We start from the raw sequence: 15,722 nt of genomic DNA, 5'->3' as shown, positions 1-15,722 counted from the left end.
ACAGGGCTGTCATGCGGTCGGCGATGTGTGCCGACGGCAGGAACGAGGTGATCCGGTCGCCGAACTCGATAGGCAGCACACTGTTGACCGCACGCGCCTCGGCCAGCAGAGCGGCGTGGGTGGATTCGACACCTTTCGGGTCTCCCGTGGTGCCGGAGGTGTAGATGAGGGTGGCGACGTCGTCGGGCGCCACTGCCTGCCAGGCCGCGTCGAAATCGAAACCCGGTGTGGCCAGCGAGGTCAGCTCGGCCAGCGGCACGGTGCCCGCTGGTGCCGGGGAGTCGATGACGACAATGTGCTCGAGCGGCGCGCCGGAGGAACGGACGCGCTCGACGTACTGGGCCTCGCAGACCACCACCTTCGCGCGGGCGTTGCCGAGGACGAACCGGATCCCGTCTGGGGACAGCGTGTTGTAGATCGAGAACGAGGTCGCGCCGAGGTGCAGGGCGCCGACGTCGACGGGGTAGAACTCGACGCGGTTGCCCATCATCAGCGCGACCGTGTCGCCCCCGCGGACGCCGAGCGCGGCGAGTCCGGTGGCAACAGCACGCACCTGGGCCGCGTACTCCTGCCAGGTGAGGGTCTGTGTGTCGCCGGGGGTTCGGATCGCGACCGCGTCCGGGTCGATCGCGGCGGTCGCCTGGAACGCGGCACAGAGGGTGGTGGTCATCTGGAGCCTCCTGTGTACCGGGTCTCGAGGTCGTGGATGAGGCGGTGGAGGTTGCGGTCGTCGGCGAGGTAAGCATCCGCGGCCACGTTGACCAGCCCGCGCAGCAGCGCCCACGGTTGCCACACGGCCGGGGCGAGGGTGCGCCCGGCGCGGCGGGCGATGGCGTCGGCGAGCACGGTGGCTGCCTGGTTGGCGGTGATGCGGCGGCGCAGGGGCGGTGGGAGACGGCGCTCCAGCTCGCGACCGAGGAGATCGTCGTCCAGCGTTGTCCTGGCCAGCTGGGTGTCGACGACGCCGAAGTAGGCGACCCCGACGGAGACGCCGTGCGCAGCGAGCTCAAGGCGCAGCGCCCGGCCCAGCTGCTCGACGGCTGCCTTGCTGATCATGTAGGCGGCGCCACCCGGTCCTGGCACGAACGCCGCGACCGAGGAGACCACGACGACGTGCCCGCGTCGGGTGACCAGGGCGTCCACGGCGGGGCGAACGGTGTTGAACGCGCCCGTGAGGTTGATCGCCATCACCCGGTCGAACTCGGCCGGGTCGACCTGCCGCAGCGTCGCGGGTGACGGGGTCACCCCCGCGTTGGCAACGACGACGTCCAGCCCGCCCGCGCGCTCGGCCGACTCCCCCACCGCGTCGGCGATACCGGTTCGGTCACGTACATCGGCGACCACGGTGAACACCCGCTCGTCACCCAGTTCCTTCGCAGTCTCCGCGAGCGCGGCCTCGTCGCGGTCGACGAGCGCGACGATCGCCCCGCGCTGGTGGAGGGCATGCGCGAGCGCGCGACCGATCCCGGCGCCACCGCCGGTGATCAGTACTGTCCTGCCAGCCACGCGGTAGGTCTGGCCGCCGGGCAGTGGGAGCCCGAGGTCACGCAGCGTCGAGGTGATCCTGGTTGCCATGCCAGTCATGCGTGCGCTCCTTCGTCGGTCCGGGCTACGCGGTCCGCCACACCGGCCGTCCAAGCCGCGGTGACGCGACGCAATACGGGGCGCGCCAGTTCGAGCAGCGGCACGAGCCAGGGCCGCGCGTCGAACGCGAAGATCCAGTACAACCGGGTCCCGGGCGGCTCGCGAGTCAGGACGAGGTCCTCGGCGAAGCGGTGGAACCCGGGGCGGCTGGCCGCGGTGGCCGTGAACGTCATCCGGTGGCTGGGTTCCCAGCGATAGAAGTACTCCCGCAGTGCCGCGGCGCCGTGGCCGACCGTCACGGTCCGCGTGGTGCCGGCACCGAACGGTCTCGGTGACGTCCACTGTGCACCGGTGATCCCTCGTGCCCACGACACGAGCGCGTCGTCAGCGGTCAGTACCTGCCACACACGTTCGGCGGGCGCGGGGATCACGACCTCGTGGTCGAACCGGAACCTCGCGGTGCGGAAGAACTCGTCGTCGCTCCTCGTGAGCGGATACCAGCGCGTCATCGGGCGGCGTCCCTTTCGTTGCTGTTGCTAGAGGTCCAGGACCAACGGACCGGCGGCCGCGCGGGAAACGCACACGAGCATCGAGTCGCGGCGCTGCGTATCGGTGAGCAGGCGGTCGCGGTGCTCGACCTCCCCATCGAGGACACGGACCCGGCAGGTGCCGCAGAACCCCTGCCGGCACGAGTAGGTCACGTCGGGCAGCGCGCGACGGATCGCGGCGAGTGCGCTCTCGGCGGCGCCCACCTCGACGGTGATGTCGCTGCGTCGCAGGTGGATCGCGAACGGCTGCCCTCCTGCCACAGTTGGCGGGCTGAACCGTTCCGCGTGCAGTGATCCGGATGGGTTGACCGAGCGCATGATCCGCTGTGCCGGCGCCATCAACGGCGGCGGACCGCACAGGCAGACCGCCGCTCCCCGTGGGGCGTGCGAGAGGATCGCGGCGAGGTCGGGCGGCCCGTACTCGTCGTCAGGACGGATGTCGACGGCACCGTCGTGGCGCTCGAGTTCGGCCAGGAACGGCATGCTTGTCCTGGACCGTCCCAAGTAGACCAGCCGCCACGGCGCGCCCCGTTCGTGGCACGCGCGCACCATCGGCAGGATCGGCGTAATGCCGATGCCGCCCGCGACAAACAGGTACGCGTCGGCGGTGCCCACGAGAGAGAAGGCGTTACGCGGACCACGCACCCGCAGTAAGTCCCCTTCGGACAGTCCATCGTGGATCTCGCGCGAGCCTCCATCGCCGTCGGCCATCCGCCGCACGGCGATCCGGTAGACCGACCGGTCGTTGGGGTTGCCGCACAACGAGTACTGGCGCTGCCGGCCGGATGGCAGGAACACGTCGAGGTGTGCACCGGGCAGCCATGCCGGCAGCGGGTAACCGTCTGTCGGCGCGAGCGTGAGGCTGACGACGTCCTCGGCTTCGTGGGCGATCCGCCGGACCACCACGTCGAGGTCATACCCCGTGCGGTGCACTGGGTTCGGGCGGGACAGTAGCGGGGCGAGGCGGCTCGCGGCGAACACCCGCCGGTACGCCTGACTGGCGACGGCAGCCAGCCGCATGGCACGGCTCGGTGTGGCGGTCCTCATGCTGCCCCGTTCGCGGCCGGCGACCGGGCCAGGTACCGCACAGCCCTGTCCATGCTGCCCAGCTGTGACGGGTGGAAGCTCGGCCGCAGGTACTTCGGGATCTCGGTGAGGAAGATCGTGGCCTTCGGAATCACCCCGCGCCGCGTCGCACCGACCAACTCCCGTAGCCAGTGCCCACCCTTGCCCGGTGTGGGATCCGCCCGGTACAGGTACCGGGCCGTGCTCACGAACAGCACTGCGAGCGTGAAGCTGGCGACGAGCGCCGTGCGCACCCGACGGAAGTAGCTACCGTCGACGTGCATGAAGGCGTCGAAGGCGACGTTGCGGTGCTCGACCTCCTCCGCGCCGTGCCACCGGACGAGATCCAGCATCACCGGGTGCATCCCGCCGCGCTCCAAGTGGTCGGCGCCGAGTAGCCACTCCCCGACGACTGCGGTGTAGTGCTCCATCGCCGCGAACAGGCCAAGACGTTCGCACAGCCACGCATGCCGCGCCTTCCCGGTCAGGCCGTGGTCGCCGAGCACCTTGTCCACCAGCCAGTCCATCTTGCGTGCCACCGGCTCGACCGGCAGTCCAAGCGCGGCCAGATGCTCGCGGGCACCCTTGTGCGACGACGCGTGGACAGCCTCCTGCCCGACGAAGCCGATGACCTCTTCCCGCAACCTGGGATCGCTGATCAACGGCAGAGCCTCGCCGAGCGCCGTGGACATGGCACGCTCGCCCTCCGGGAGCACCAGGTGCATCACATTGATGATGTGCGTGGCCATCGGTTCGCCGGGGATGTAGTGCAGCGGCACCCCGTCCCACGAGAAGTGCACGTCCCGCGCGGCGATCGCGTGCGCCTGCTCGGTGTACCGCCGCGCACCGCGTGGGTCGACGACGGGTTTCCTGCCGATCCGGAACATCAGGCGGTCCTCACCTTCTCGTCGTGCACCCGGCTCACGCGGTAGTCGGTCAGGTCGACCTGCCGGGTCCTGGCGCGGAAGCGGCGGTTGAAGCCGGGGTAGAACACGAAGTTGCGCCCGGAGGAGTCCAAGTAGTAGCTACGGCAGCCACCGGTGTTCCAGACCGAGCGGCGCAACCCATGGTCGACCTGCCGCACGAACTCCCGCTGCACCTCCTCCAGAACCTCTATTGTGGACAGTCCGGCTCGCTCCATCCCGTTCAGGCAGCTGAGGATGTAGGCGACCTGCGCCTCGATGGTCACGACCTGCGAGGTGTAGACCACCGAGTTCGGTCCCAGCAAAAGGAAGAAGTTGGGGAACCCGGCAACGGTGGTGCCGAGATGGGCACGCGGGCCGCCGTCCCACACCTCGGCGAGGCTGCGGCCGTCCCGGCCGTGCAGGCGTGCGAAGCCGGGGTGGTCGGTCGTCCGGAACCCCGTGCCGAACACGATGGTGTCGACCTGATGCTCGGCACCGTCGCCGGTCACGATGCCGGCAGGCCTGACCTCGCTGATCGGCTCGGTCACCACGTCGACGTTCCGCTGGGACAGTGCCGGGTAGTAGGCGTTGGAGAAGGTGGGCCGCTTGCACCCGAAGGCGTAGGTCGGCGTGAGCTTGGCCCGCAACTGCGAGTCCCGCACCTGACGGCGCAGATGCGCCCGAGCGACAGCGGTCACCCCTCTGAGTAGCCACGGCCGGTACACCAGGCCCGGTACCAGCGCTTCTTGCACCAAGTCCAGCCCAGTACGAGCGGCCCGCAGCGCGCCGGGGACCCGGTCGAGGACCCGGCGCGGCCAGCCGTTCACCGGCCGGTCGAGGTGCGGCATGATCCAGGTCGGCGTGCGCTGAAAGACAGTGAGCCGCTCCACCATCGGCTGCAGCCGCGGAATGATCTGCACCGCCGAGGCGCCCGTTCCGATCACCGCCACCCGACGTCCGGCCAGGTCGTGCTCGTGGTTCCACCCCGAGGAGTGGAACGTGACACCGTCGAAACGCGACAGTCCCGACAGGTCGGGCGTCGCGGGCTCGCTGAACGGGCCGATGGCGCCGACGAGCACCTGGGCCGTCCAGTCGCCACGGTCGGTGCGGATCCGCCAGACCTCCGTGGCGTCGTCCCAGCGCGCATCGAGCACCTCATGGCGTAGACGCAGGTGCGGCACGATCCCGAAGTCCTCCGCGCACCGGCGCAGATAGTCGCGGATCTCCGGCTGATACGGGTAGAGCCGGCTCCATCGCGGGTTCGGCGCGAACGAGAACGAGTACAAAATGGACGGAATGTCGCACCGGCGTGAGAACACCTGTCCGGAGTATCCAAACCAGATCCGCAGGCGCCTTACTCCTCCACCGACGCCCGTACTGCAACTGCATGGCCACGACCGCCCGACGAAGCTGCATCTCCATATCCAATGCCGCCAAGTAACTCGTGACCTGCCACAACACCATCCGCCGCCACAACAACCAGGTGACGTCTGCGGAGTTCTGGGTCAGTTCGCAGCCGAGATCGGAGACACTCCCGAACAGGATGGGGACGAGACACCCTCGGAGCAACGCTGACGCCCCGAAGACAGCGGATACTGCTTTTCGGTGAATTGCCGCAGTGTTCGATGCCGTGACCTGAGCTGTCCGGGAACATGTCCCACGACATGACGCAATACCAGGGGGGACGATGGGAGTACACGGGGCGGATCTCGGAGCTGATCTTTACAAGCTCCTGGTAGTGGCAAAGGACAATCTGCCGTCAGTGGCAGCCGAATATCACGAGGCTGCGAACAAGCTGAACGCGGTGCTGTCCAACCTTGACGGCGTCATGCACAGGCCCGACCGGTTCGGGGATGCCCTCGGGCCTGTGCACAGCGCTTGGGTCGCGCTGCACGGCGATCTGGCCGAATTTCTGGCTGAGACCGATACCAACCTCACCGACACGGCCGAGGCACTGAACCAAGCGGTAGAGCAATACGCGGCCACAGACCGTGGCGCCAAGGCGGAGCTCGACCGCCTACGCCACACGGTGGGTGAACCGAAGCCGGACCAGGGGTGAGACGGATGAGCTTCGACGAACTCATGACTCACGCAGCGGCCATTCAGCAGAAAGCGGTCAAGCGTGCCGTCACCAACAACGAAACAGACCCTGAGTATGCCAGGGGCGGCGTTGAGGGCTACTACCGTGACATCCCCGAGCTTTTCCGGCCGTTCGCCGACATGCCCAAACCAGCCGCCTACCAGCCTCTGATCGACGATCTGAAGATCGTTCTGCGAAAACTGTCCAGCGGCGAGAACAAGGACCCCGTCACCAACGACGTCTACCTCGCCAATGTCGTCCTGGCGAACATGACCACCGCGAGTGACTATCTGGAGGACTGGACCGGCAAAGCCGCGATGGCCTTCAAACAGAACTTCCTGGACACGTTTCCGCCGGTCGCCCGCAACCAGTTCATCCTGGCCAGCATTCTGAAAGCGTCCCTGGAGGCGCACCAGTCCATGTGGGCGAAGGCCCGCGAGGACGTGGACAAGATCGCGCACACGACCATGGACGCGCTGGACAACGCCACATGTTGCGACAAGAACGCTTGGACCATCGGCTTCACCGTCGTCGCCTCAGTGGCGGCGGTCGGCGCGTCATTGCTCACAGCCGGCACTGCCGCTCCGGTCGCGATCACCGCTGTAGGCGCCGCGGCTCAGGTAGTCGCGGCTGCGCCACCCTCGAATACGGAGAAGCAATACGCTGGCGAAACTGCCATCCAAATCACCAATGCGATGAAACAAGCTCTCAACGCGTTGGCAGACCTCATCCATGACGTGGAGAACAAAGGGAACGAACGTACTCCAGGAATCGCTCCGGCGCTGAATGCGGTAGGCGACCTGGTCGGTGCGAACCGCACGCTCCTGGTCGCCAATCGGCCCGCCCTGGCGGATGGCCGAGGACGCAACATGACCGGGGCCGACCAGATGGGCGAGGCGAGCTGAGATGGAGTCACTCGCCGACCGACTGGACAGCATCCGCCTTAGGGTCCAGGCACCCGGCTCGGAAATCTACGCCGACCTGCGAAACCGCAAGAACGTCTCGATCTCGTTCGGCGAGAGCGTCTATGGGTGGATGAAGGAGAGCACCCTGGAACGACTCCTGGCGAGTACCGGCCGTCTGCTCTACGTGGAGTGGGTCCGCAGGTACCGCGCTGAACTCGACGAATCATTCCTCAACGCGGCAGGAGCTGAGACCCAGAACGACCGGGACTTCATCGCGGCCCGTGCTGCCATGGAGTCAAGTGGGCGCTCGCGGGACGGGCGGGTGACATTCTCCGTGGTGGGAATGCAGAATCTGGAGGTTCACATCGTCTGGGGAACGATCCGTGAACTGGACGAGAACGAGTTCTCCGCCCGGGTCCAGGAGGCTGTCCAGGACCTGGCTGACAACTACCAGGCGAATATTCGTGATCTCAAACTCAGGTACTTCGCGTGACACGACGTCATCGGTGGATCGCGATCGTGATTGTAGCCATCCTGGGAACGGCCACGGCCATCTTGCTCGGTGGCCATAGGTGGTTCGGGAGCTCATGCGACATCCTTGAGACGGTCCCGCCGAACGAGGCGTCGGCTGATGTACCGCAAGGCGGTTTGCGCGTGGCCGAGCAAGGGTTCACACAACCGGTGGACGAATTCGACTCCGTAAGTCTTGGTGCAATGCTGGAGAACCCTCACGACCGGATCGCGTATCACACGCAGGTCACCCTGCGGCTCCTCGACGCGCAAGGCGCGGAGATCACTGGTTTCGAGAGCGCCACGGATGAGATCCCCATCGTCATGCCAGGTCAGCGGATCGGTGTCGGGATGACGGTCAGCCCGACAAGGGTCGGCGACCTGCGAGTGGCCAAGTTCGAGGTCGAAACGCGGACATCCCAGTGGCTTGCCGCCGACGCATTGGGAGATGACTTCGGTCAGGTGACCGCCGAGTACCGGCAGACTGTTCGCAAAGATCCGAAGGTTCCGAACAGCACGCAGATCCGGTTTGTACCGCAGTCGACGGCCTGTCGTCCGTTGTGGGGTGCGAATCCGGCAGCGGTTTTCCGTGATACCAACGGAACTCTCATCGGCGGCACCCGGCAGTACACCGTGGTCACCGGGGCCTGCTCGAACTTCGGCCGGGAGACGTGGGTCATCCCCCGCAAAGCCATCCCGCCCGCTGACGACAACCGCACCCAGCTTTACCCCTATTGCGACATCCGCTGACTGCCTGGTCCGCTCAACTGCGGCCAGCCGAGGTGGCCGCTCTTGACCGCGCTGAGGAACCAGCGCTGGCGTGATGCCGCAACGCCATGGACGTTCAGTCCTTCACAATGCTTTGTGGACCTCTGAGCGCAGGACGGGGAGTACCTCTGCCTCGAACCAGGGGTTTTTGGATTGCCAGCGGAAGTTGAGGGGTGAGGGGTGGACGAGAGGGAACATTTCGGGGAGGTACGTCTGGTAGGAGCGGACGGTTTCGGTCAGGGAGGTTTTGGGGTTCAGATAGCGCTTTTGGGCGTAGCTGCCTATTAGGAGGGTCAGTTGGATTTTGGGCATTTCGTGAAGGATCTGGGGGTGCCATTTGGGGGCGAAGTCTGGTCTGGGTGGGAGGTCTCCGTGGGCGGCTTTGCCTGGGTAGTAGAAGTCCATGGGGAGGATGGCGAAGAGGTTGGGGTTGTAGAACTGTTCGTCGGTGACGGCGAGCCATGCCCGGAGTCTGACGCCGCTGGGGTCGTTGAAGGGGATACCTGTCTCCTGGGCGCGCTTGCCTGGGGCTTGGCCGATTACGGCGATTCGGGCGTCGGGGGCCGCCGTGTAGACGGGCTGGTAGCCGAGTTCGGTTGCCCAGGCGTTGGCTGGGTCCGCCATCAGGGCTTTGCGGATTCGGCCGAGCTTGGTCATTCGTTGACCGTAGCGAGGTTGTCACGAGAAGACCGGATGGGGTTGCCTGCGAGTGACAGTACTGTGTCTGCATGGATCTTGACGGTTCGGTTGTGCTTGTTACCGGGGCGAGTGGGCTGATTGGGCGGGGAATCGCGCGGCAGTTCGCTGGGGCGGGTGCGCGAGTTGTTGCGCACTATCACCGGGGCGAGGTTGAAGAGCTGGCTGATTCTGTTGCGGTGCGGGCTGATCTCAGTGATGAGGCAGCTTGTCATCGGCTTGTGCGTGAGGCTTTTGGGTGGTTGGGGCGGTTGGATGCGGTCGTCAACAATGCCGGGGTCCAGCCTGTGCAGGATCTGGCGGGGATGACTGCCGCGGATTGGCGCGCTGTGGTGGATACCAATGTTTTGAGCGCGTTCGCTTGTACGCAGGCTGCCGCAGAGGTTATGCGGGACAGTGGGGGTTCGGTCACGCATATTGCCTCGATTGAGGGGACGCAGCCTGCGTGGGGGCATGCTCATTACAATGCGTCGAAGGCTGCGTTGATCATGCATGCGAGGTCGGCGGCGTTGGAGTATGGGCGGTTCGGAATTCGGGTGAACACGGTCTCGCCCGGGTTGATCGACCGTCCTGGATTGGGTGATGCGTGGCCTGAGGGTGTGCGGCGCTGGGAAGCGTCCGCGCCTCTCAAAAGGCTTGGCACGGCTGAGGATGTCGGCAATGCCTGCGTTTTCCTGGCTTCGCCGCTGGCCACGTGGATCACCGGGCATGACCTCGTCGTGGATGGTGGTGTGAGCGTTCACCCGACTTGGTGATTCGACTGCCGACCAGCATGAGCCGGAGCACTCGCTCGGCAGCGTCCGACAGCCCACCGTTCGAGGGCGTCGGACAGGACCGAGACCTGTTCTGGCGTGGCTCCTTTCTGTGGCCCGAACACGCGAGCGACTCCGTTGGGACCACAAAGGACATTGTGTGGGTTGACCGCGAGCAGGACTTCGGCCTCCGCCAGTCCCTGATGCATTCCCGCAATGTCAATGGATTTCACCGGTGCCAGGCCCGCACCGCCCGGGTTCACCGGGTCGCCGCTCTCACCCAGGATCACCGCTCCAACGAGAGTCCGGTGAGTCCCCGATGAAGCTCTCTTCATGAAGGGACCCCTCGTTGAGCTGCGCATTTCAGTACTCCGAAAAGACAACGCGGCAACCTGCGTAACGGCGATGACGCATCCGCGATTGGGAGGTGAGAACTGTACATTGAATTGTGCTTCCGGGAGGTTCTTTTGAACTCGGCGACCGACGGCGTGCGTGAACTGCTGGTCGAGCGATTGACCAGCACTGCGGATCCGGCGGTACACACTTTGGTGCTCGCCGCGTTCGACGGCAGAGACGATCCCGGCGACAGTTCCGGCCGTCCGCTGGAAGAACAGCCGGACAGTCCGCGGCAGGTATTTCTCAACGCGATCCATGTCGAGGGGTTCCGGGGAATCGGGCCGAGAAAGACATTGCAGGTCACGCCCGGTCCGGGCCTGACCCTGGTCACCGGCCGCAACGGCTCGGGCAAGTCGAGCTTCGCCGAGGCCGCCGAGGTGGCGATGACCGGCGACAACGAAAGGTGGAGCGCACGAACCTCGGTCTGGCGCGAGGGCTGGCGCAACCTGCACCACGACGGGCCCGCGACGGTCGCCGTCGACCTGGTGTCGGCGCACCGGGACAGCAAAATCCGGATCAGCCGGAGCTGGCAGAACGACAAGATCGACGATGCCGGCTGGTGGATTCGCACCGGTCAGGATTCTGTTGCCTACAATGGCGACAGATGGCGTTCGGAGCTGGTCACCTACCGGCCGTTCCTGTCTTACAGTGAGCTGGGCAAACTCATCAACAGCAAACCCAGTGAACTCTATGACTCGGTCTTCCGGCTGCTGGGCCTCGAGTCGCTTTCCGACACTCGCAAACGCCTGCAGGAGTCCTTCAAGCAGCTCAACGACGCGGCGAAAATCGTCACCAGCGACCGGAAAGCCCTGCTCACGGAATGCACCGAGATCGACGATCCACGGGCGGCGGAATGCGCCCGCATGCTCCAGCCGGCCCAGCCTGATCTCGCACGGCTCGCCGGGCTTGTCGCGCCTGGCGACGCGAACACAACCGCTGGGACGGCACTTCGGCGGCTCGCGGAGTTGCCATTGCCTGGCGACGATCTGGTCAAGGCCGCAGTGGAGCGTCTGAGCACAGCGCTCGGCGTGCTCAATCACCGCAGAACCGCCGACGTCAGCTCGGCGCGCGACACCGCGGATCTGCTTCGCCGCGCGCTGCTGCTCCACGAGTCGACAGGCGACGGACCATGTCCGGTCTGCGCCGCGGGCCACCTTGATCAGGACTGGCGTGTTCGGGCCACGACTGCGGTAACCACTCATGAATCCGTTGCCGCGCAACTACGGGCGGCGGAGCTCGAAGTCGGTCATGCACAGGACGACGTGCGTGAACTCATCGCTCCGATCCCTGCCGAGCTGGCCGAGGGGCATCCAGGTGTCGACACGACGGAAGCACTTGCAGCGTGGCGAGAATGGCGCGCGCTCGCCACGCTCCAGTCGCCCGAGGACGTTGCTTCCCAGTTGTGGGAACGTCATCACGTCCTCTCACGAAAGGTACGTGACCTGCGGGCGGCATCCGAGCAGGAGCTGACTCGCCGCAACGAGGTCTGGCAGCCGTTTGCCGGCAAACTGCTGGCTTGGCTGGAGCAGGCACGCCAGGTCGCGGCGAACGCCGAACGCCGCAAGCAACTCCATGCCGCCCAGGAATGGATCAAGAAGGCCTGGGACGACCTGCGTGACCAGCGTGTGCTGCCGTACGCGGAGGCCGCGCAACGGATCTGGCATTCACTGCGCCAGCAGAGCAATGTCGACCTGGGCAAGTTCAAGCTGGCCGGCGGCCTGGTCCAGCGCAAGGTCGATCTTGAGGTCCAGGTCGACGGGTCACGGAGCGCCGCGCTCGGTGTGATGAGTCAAGGAGAGCTCCACGCACTGGCTCTGTCACTGTTCCTTCCGCGCGCGACAGTCGAGCAGAGTCCGTTCCGGTTCGTCATGATCGACGACCCCGTCCAGGCGATGGATCCCGCCAAAGTGGACGGTCTTGCTCGCGTACTCTCGGATCTCGCCGAGGATCGGCAGGTCATTGTCTTCACGCACGACGACCGCCTCGCCGAAGCCGTCCGCCGGCAGAAGCTGCCCGCGACGATCTGGGAAGTCGTTCGCGGTGAACAGTCCAGAGTGGAGCTTCGGGCGGCCGGGAATCCGGTGAAACGCTACCTGGCCGACGCACGCGCGGTGGCCAGGACGACTCAGATGCCAGCCGCCTTCCGTTGCGAGATCGTCGTCAGCATGTGCCGGTCGGCCCTGGACGCGGTCAGCCATCAGGTGATCCGGTCGCGGCGGCTCAGCCGTGGCGAGAGGTACCACGACGTTGACGACCTGATCGAGACGACCCGCACCACCCACGAGAAACTCACCTTGGCGGTGTTCGACGATCCGACCCGCAACGCCGACCTCTACAGCCGGATAAAGATCTCGGGTCCACGGGCAGTCGAGACGGTGCAGGCCTGCAAGCAAGGCGCCCATCGTGGCTACGAAGGCGATCTCGGCCAGCTGATCAAGGACACTGAGGCACTCGCGTCATGGGTGGAGAGGCAGTGAACGAACGACTGGACTACGTCAGGCAGCTGCTGGGCACGCCGGGCGAACTCATCGGAGTCTGGCCGCAGTGCTGTGTCTGGCTGCTTCGGCTCGCCGTCGAGAACGAGATCACCGCACTGTGGGAGTCGCGGCGGCCCGAAATGAACTCGTGCAGCATGCGTGCCCAGTTCATCGCGCTGAGGCAGATCGTCGACACGGACACGGCCCATGAAGCAGCAGCTCTCTGGTCAACGTTGAGCCGGGCGTCCCACCATCACGACTACGAGCTCGCGCCGACAGTCCATGAGCTGTATTCGTTGCACGCCACTGCGAGCCGGATCTGCGCGGCGCTGCGGCAAGGCACATCAGTGATCTGAAGACGCTACTTCTCCAGGTCGTTGAGCCAGAGGCGCAGGGCTGTGCCGGATTCGCGCAGGGTTCGGGCTGGTTCGCCGAGGCCTGAGTGGGTGTGGCCGTGGCGTTGGGCCTTGGGGCTCCAGAAGTGGGAGAAGGCGAGTTTGAGGCAGCCTTCGACTGTGGTGGCGTGGTACATCAGGAGTTCGGCGACACGGTTCTGCAGCGAGCCTGGGCCGGCGGCGTGGTCGGTGGCCTCGCGGTGGAGCCTGGCGTATTCGCTGACTATGCGCCCGCCGCGGCGGGCCACGTCGTTGGGGATCTCGCCGGCGCGGCAGCACTCGGCGATGGTTTCCTCGGCGTTGGGTTGCTCGCGGACGCCTTGGTCGACTAAGTCGATCAGGGCGGCGAGGCTTCGGGCCAGGTCGGCCCGGGCTCGGGCGGCCGCTCGCGGCCTGCGCCACATTCTCATCGGCTCCTCCACCACCGACGCTGGTGCATGGATGTGACTCACCCTAGAACTTTTTTGTGACGAATGGGCCCCAGGTCACGTTCGGGTTTTGCCGAATGCGAGCCGCCGGGCGGCGCGGGGGTGGCCAGTCGTCCACTGTGGAAAAGCACAGTGGACGAAAGCCGCGGCAGGCGGGCGGCGAAGACACCCAACGTGACTTGTACAACGTACAAGAGTGATCTGTACACCGTACAATCGCGGACGCATTTGACGTCTGGCGGTGGGAGTGTCCTGATGGGCCGTAGGTCGTTGTCGCGTCCGGAGATCGTGACCGCCGCCCTGCGTTACGTGGACCAACACGGCCTGGAGGCGCTGTCCATGCGCGCCCTGGCCAAAGAGATCGGGGTCTATCCGACGGCCCTGTACTGGCATATCGGCACGAAGGCCCAGCTGGTGGGGGCCGTCACGGCGACTGTTCTCGACGACATCGTGCTGCCCGCCGACCACGAGCTGAGGTGGGACGAATGGCTGGTCGAGGTCGCCCGGCTGTGCCGGCAGGCGATGCACCGCCACCCCAACCTGTCCCCTGTCATCGGGTCTCAGCTGGTGGTGACCACGGCGGCGTTGCCACTGGTCGAGCGCGTGCTCAACGTTCTGGAGCGGGCCGGGTTCACCGGCCGCGACCTGGTGGACGTCTACAACGCGGTGGCCGGGTTCATCCTCGGCTGGGTCAGCCTGGAGCTGGCCAGCGGCCCGCTGGACGTCGAGGACGACTGGCAGGAGGAATACGCCGGCCAGCTCCGGTCGGTCAACCCGAACGCGTACCCGGCCATGACCCGCAACATGGACCTGCTGGCCGGCAACGCCTTCATGACGCGCTGGGAATCCGGCCGGGTCCGGCCGATGGACCGCAGTTTCGAGGCCTCGCTGGAGCTGCTGATCCTGGGCCTGCGTGTGAAACAGGAGCGGGTATGAACGACGAGCGTGAACGATTCCTGATCCGCTACGCCGGCGACTTCGCGCCGTTCGTGGTCGAGAAGGCCGAGGGCTCCTGGGTGCTGACCACCGACGGACGGCGCATCCTGGATTTCACGTCCGGGCAGATCAGCTCGACGCTGGGGCACAACCACCCCCGGATCGCCGAGGCGGTCGAACGCTCGTTACGCGAGGTCATCCACCTCAACTCCTGGATGATCAACGAGGATGTCCTGGAGCTGGCAAGGCGGTTGGCCGAGCTGCTGCCGGACCCGCTCGAGCAGTCGATCCTGCTCAACACCGGGTCGGAGACCAACGAGGTCGCGTTCAAGCTGGCGAAGGCGTTCACCGGCAAGTTCGAGGTCGTCGGGCTGACCCGCAGTTTCCACGGTCTGCTCGCGGGCACCAACTCCGTGACGTTCTCCATGGGTCACAAGGGTTTCGGCCCCAACATGCCAGGCAGCTTCGCGATCCCCGCACCGTATGAGTACCGCTGCCCGGTCCGGCATTGCGTGCGGTCGTGCGACATGACCTGCCTGGACGTCGGATTCGACCTGGTCGATCAGGCTTCGGTCGGCTCGCTGGCGGCGATGGTCGTCGAGCCTGTGCTGTCCGCAGGTGGGGTGATCCCGTTGCCGGACGGCTATTTGCGGGCCGCCAGGCAGAAGTGCGACGAGCGCGGCATGCTGCTGATCGCCGACGAGGCCCAGACCGGATTCGGCCGCACAGGTGCGATGTTCGCGTTCGAGCACGACGACGTGGTTCCCGACATCCTCACGGTGTCCAAGACCCTGGGCGGCGGTATCCCGCTCGGCGCGACGATCACCAGCGCCGAGATCGCGGAAAAGGCTGTGCAGAACGGCTTCCTGCACATCACCACGCACGTTTCCGACCCGATGCCCGCCGCGGCCGGGCTCGCTGTGCTGGACGTGATCGCCGACGAGGACCTCGTACAGCGGACGCAGAAGATGGGCGCGTACCTGATGGAACAGTTGCGCGCGCTGCAAACGGAGTTCCCGCAGATCGGGGATGTCCGCGGCCGGGGCCTGCTGGTCGGGCTGGAACTGGTCGAGGACCGCGAGACCAAGCAGCCCGCCAACGATCTCGGTGGCGCGGTGACCGAGGAATGCCTGCGGCTCGGGCTGTCGATGAACATCGTCAAAGGCGATGGGTCACAACGCAACTGCCTGCGTCTGGCACCGCCCTTGACGACCACCGCCGAAGAGGTCGACATCGCGGTCGGAATTCTGCGGACAGCGTTACGGACTTGTCTATAA

At 66.0% G+C, this 15,722-nt stretch carries 17 protein-coding genes and 1 pseudogene; 9 read left to right on the top strand and 9 right to left on the bottom strand.

Annotation, left to right across the window (positions count from 1 at the left end):
* Positions 1-10: 10 nt before the first annotated feature.
* From JOF56_RS58185 to JOF56_RS23915, 6 genes and pseudogenes are all read right to left on the bottom strand, one after another.
* Positions 11-670 (bottom strand): annotated as a pseudogene (locus JOF56_RS58185) (AMP-binding protein); the annotation flags it as partial.
* On the bottom strand, positions 667-1,584 hold the full coding sequence (locus JOF56_RS23935) for a short-chain dehydrogenase/reductase (RefSeq protein ID WP_245378370.1): 918 nt from the start codon (positions 1,582-1,584) through the stop codon (positions 667-669). The pseudogene JOF56_RS58185 and the gene JOF56_RS23935, both read right to left, overlap by 4 nt.
* Positions 1,581-2,093: an SRPBCC family protein gene (locus tag JOF56_RS23930; RefSeq protein ID WP_209641775.1), complete on the bottom strand. Its 513-nt coding sequence runs from the start codon at positions 2,091-2,093 to the stop codon at positions 1,581-1,583. The genes JOF56_RS23935 and JOF56_RS23930 overlap by 4 nt, the downstream gene beginning before the upstream one ends.
* A gap of 27 nt (positions 2,094-2,120) precedes the next feature.
* Positions 2,121-3,179 (bottom strand): PDR/VanB family oxidoreductase, encoded by a 1,059-nt coding sequence (locus tag JOF56_RS23925; protein ID WP_245378369.1) that lies wholly within the window; start codon positions 3,177-3,179, stop codon positions 2,121-2,123.
* Positions 3,176-4,084, bottom strand: coding sequence for a metal-dependent hydrolase (locus tag JOF56_RS23920; protein WP_209641774.1), 909 nt, complete (start codon positions 4,082-4,084; stop codon positions 3,176-3,178). Before JOF56_RS23920 ends, JOF56_RS23925 begins: the two co-directional genes overlap by 4 nt.
* Positions 4,084-5,421: a flavin-containing monooxygenase gene (locus JOF56_RS23915; RefSeq protein WP_307855231.1), complete on the bottom strand. Its 1,338-nt coding sequence runs from the start codon at positions 5,419-5,421 to the stop codon at positions 4,084-4,086. Before JOF56_RS23915 ends, JOF56_RS23920 begins: the two co-directional genes overlap by 1 nt.
* A gap of 419 nt (positions 5,422-5,840) precedes the next feature.
* Between JOF56_RS23915 and JOF56_RS23910 the strand changes: the two genes are divergently transcribed.
* The 4 genes from JOF56_RS23910 to JOF56_RS23895 all read left to right on the top strand — a co-directional run bounded on the left by JOF56_RS23910 (position 5,841) and on the right by JOF56_RS23895 (position 8,347).
* The gene (locus tag JOF56_RS23910) at positions 5,841-6,161 is read left to right on the top strand and encodes a type VII secretion target (protein ID WP_307855230.1); all 321 of its coding nucleotides are present in this window, start codon (positions 5,841-5,843) and stop codon (positions 6,159-6,161) included.
* A 5-nt stretch (positions 6,162-6,166) separates the two neighbouring features.
* Positions 6,167-7,087: a hypothetical protein gene (locus JOF56_RS23905; RefSeq protein ID WP_209641772.1), complete on the top strand. Its 921-nt coding sequence runs from the start codon at positions 6,167-6,169 to the stop codon at positions 7,085-7,087.
* A 1-nt stretch (position 7,088) separates the two neighbouring features.
* A complete protein-coding gene (locus JOF56_RS23900) occupies positions 7,089-7,580 on the top strand; it encodes a hypothetical protein (protein ID WP_209641771.1) in 492 nt (163 codons plus the stop codon).
* A 221-nt stretch (positions 7,581-7,801) separates the two neighbouring features.
* Positions 7,802-8,347 carry a hypothetical protein gene (locus tag JOF56_RS23895; RefSeq protein ID WP_209641770.1) on the top strand — a complete coding sequence of 182 codons (546 nt, stop codon included), beginning with the start codon at positions 7,802-7,804 and terminating at the stop codon, positions 8,345-8,347.
* Between the two features lie 102 nt (positions 8,348-8,449).
* Here JOF56_RS23895 and JOF56_RS23890 read toward each other — a convergent pair whose 3' ends face one another.
* The gene (locus tag JOF56_RS23890) at positions 8,450-9,022 is read right to left on the bottom strand and encodes a uracil-DNA glycosylase family protein (protein ID WP_209641769.1); all 573 of its coding nucleotides are present in this window, start codon (positions 9,020-9,022) and stop codon (positions 8,450-8,452) included.
* Between the two features lie 71 nt (positions 9,023-9,093).
* Between JOF56_RS23890 and JOF56_RS23885 the strand changes: the two genes are divergently transcribed.
* Complete coding sequence (locus tag JOF56_RS23885; protein WP_209641768.1) at positions 9,094-9,816, top strand: SDR family NAD(P)-dependent oxidoreductase; 723 nt, start codon at positions 9,094-9,096, stop codon at positions 9,814-9,816.
* On the opposite strand, the gene JOF56_RS58180 is transcribed toward JOF56_RS23885, so the two are convergent.
* Positions 9,801-10,148, bottom strand: a complete 348-nt coding sequence (locus JOF56_RS58180; protein ID WP_245378368.1) for a glycerate kinase — start codon at positions 10,146-10,148, stop codon at positions 9,801-9,803. The two genes, JOF56_RS23885 and JOF56_RS58180, sit on opposite strands and share 16 nt — an antisense overlap.
* Before the next feature lie 132 nt (positions 10,149-10,280).
* Between JOF56_RS58180 and JOF56_RS23875 the strand changes: the two genes are divergently transcribed.
* Together JOF56_RS23875 and JOF56_RS23870 are read left to right on the top strand one after the other, a co-directional pair.
* Positions 10,281-12,686, top strand: coding sequence for an AAA family ATPase (locus JOF56_RS23875; protein ID WP_245378367.1), 2,406 nt, complete (start codon positions 10,281-10,283; stop codon positions 12,684-12,686).
* Positions 12,683-13,042: a hypothetical protein gene (locus JOF56_RS23870; RefSeq protein ID WP_209641765.1), complete on the top strand. Its 360-nt coding sequence runs from the start codon at positions 12,683-12,685 to the stop codon at positions 13,040-13,042. The genes JOF56_RS23875 and JOF56_RS23870 overlap by 4 nt, the downstream gene beginning before the upstream one ends.
* A 5-nt stretch (positions 13,043-13,047) precedes the next feature.
* Here JOF56_RS23870 and JOF56_RS23865 read toward each other — a convergent pair whose 3' ends face one another.
* The gene (locus JOF56_RS23865) at positions 13,048-13,491 is read right to left on the bottom strand and encodes a hypothetical protein (RefSeq protein ID WP_209641764.1); all 444 of its coding nucleotides are present in this window, start codon (positions 13,489-13,491) and stop codon (positions 13,048-13,050) included.
* A gap of 273 nt (positions 13,492-13,764) precedes the next feature.
* Here JOF56_RS23865 and JOF56_RS23860 point away from each other — a divergent pair, with 273 nt between their 5' ends.
* Complete coding sequence (locus JOF56_RS23860) at positions 13,765-14,445, top strand: TetR/AcrR family transcriptional regulator C-terminal domain-containing protein (RefSeq protein ID WP_209641763.1); 681 nt, start codon at positions 13,765-13,767, stop codon at positions 14,443-14,445.
* Positions 14,442-15,722: an aspartate aminotransferase family protein gene (locus tag JOF56_RS23855; RefSeq protein ID WP_209641761.1), complete on the top strand. Its 1,281-nt coding sequence runs from the start codon at positions 14,442-14,444 to the stop codon at positions 15,720-15,722. The genes JOF56_RS23860 and JOF56_RS23855 overlap by 4 nt, the downstream gene beginning before the upstream one ends.

The sequence above is a fragment of the Kibdelosporangium banguiense genome (assembly GCF_017876405.1).
Classification (GTDB): Bacteria; Actinomycetota; Actinomycetes; order Mycobacteriales; family Pseudonocardiaceae; genus Kibdelosporangium; species Kibdelosporangium banguiense.
This window is presented reverse-complemented; position numbering and strand designations above follow the sequence as displayed.